Below are 309 nucleotides of genomic sequence, written 5' to 3'. Positions count from 1 at the left end.
ATTATTCTCATTCATGTAATCAAATATTTTTCTTGAAAATTCAGCCATTGTCAAACTTCCATCCATAACAGAAAAATATAAATTATATATATATTGCTCAAATTTATCTACATCAGCATCTTTGACTTTGTTTTTTAAATCATTAAAATCGATTATTCTATCATCTGACATCTTAGTTCCTCCTAGCTAAAGTTTTCCTTGTATATGATTATATCATATATATTAGATAGATGTACTTTCTTTTAAACTTAATTATTTAATTAAATTTTCATTAATTTTCATTAATTTTCCTTAATATTATTAGTGAAT

At 21.4% G+C, this 309-nt stretch carries 1 protein-coding gene; it reads right to left on the bottom strand.

Annotated features, from left to right (window positions below; translation table 11 throughout):
• Positions 1 to 171: DUF3867 family protein (locus tag BN899_RS20895; RefSeq protein WP_147568612.1), on the bottom strand; the 171-nt coding region annotated here is incomplete at its 3' end.
• Positions 172 to 309: the final 138 nt, after the last annotated feature.

The sequence above is a fragment of the Faecalimicrobium dakarense genome (assembly GCF_000499525.1).
GTDB lineage: Bacteria > Bacillota > Clostridia > Peptostreptococcales > Peptostreptococcaceae > Faecalimicrobium > Faecalimicrobium dakarense.
This window is presented reverse-complemented; position numbering and strand designations above follow the sequence as displayed.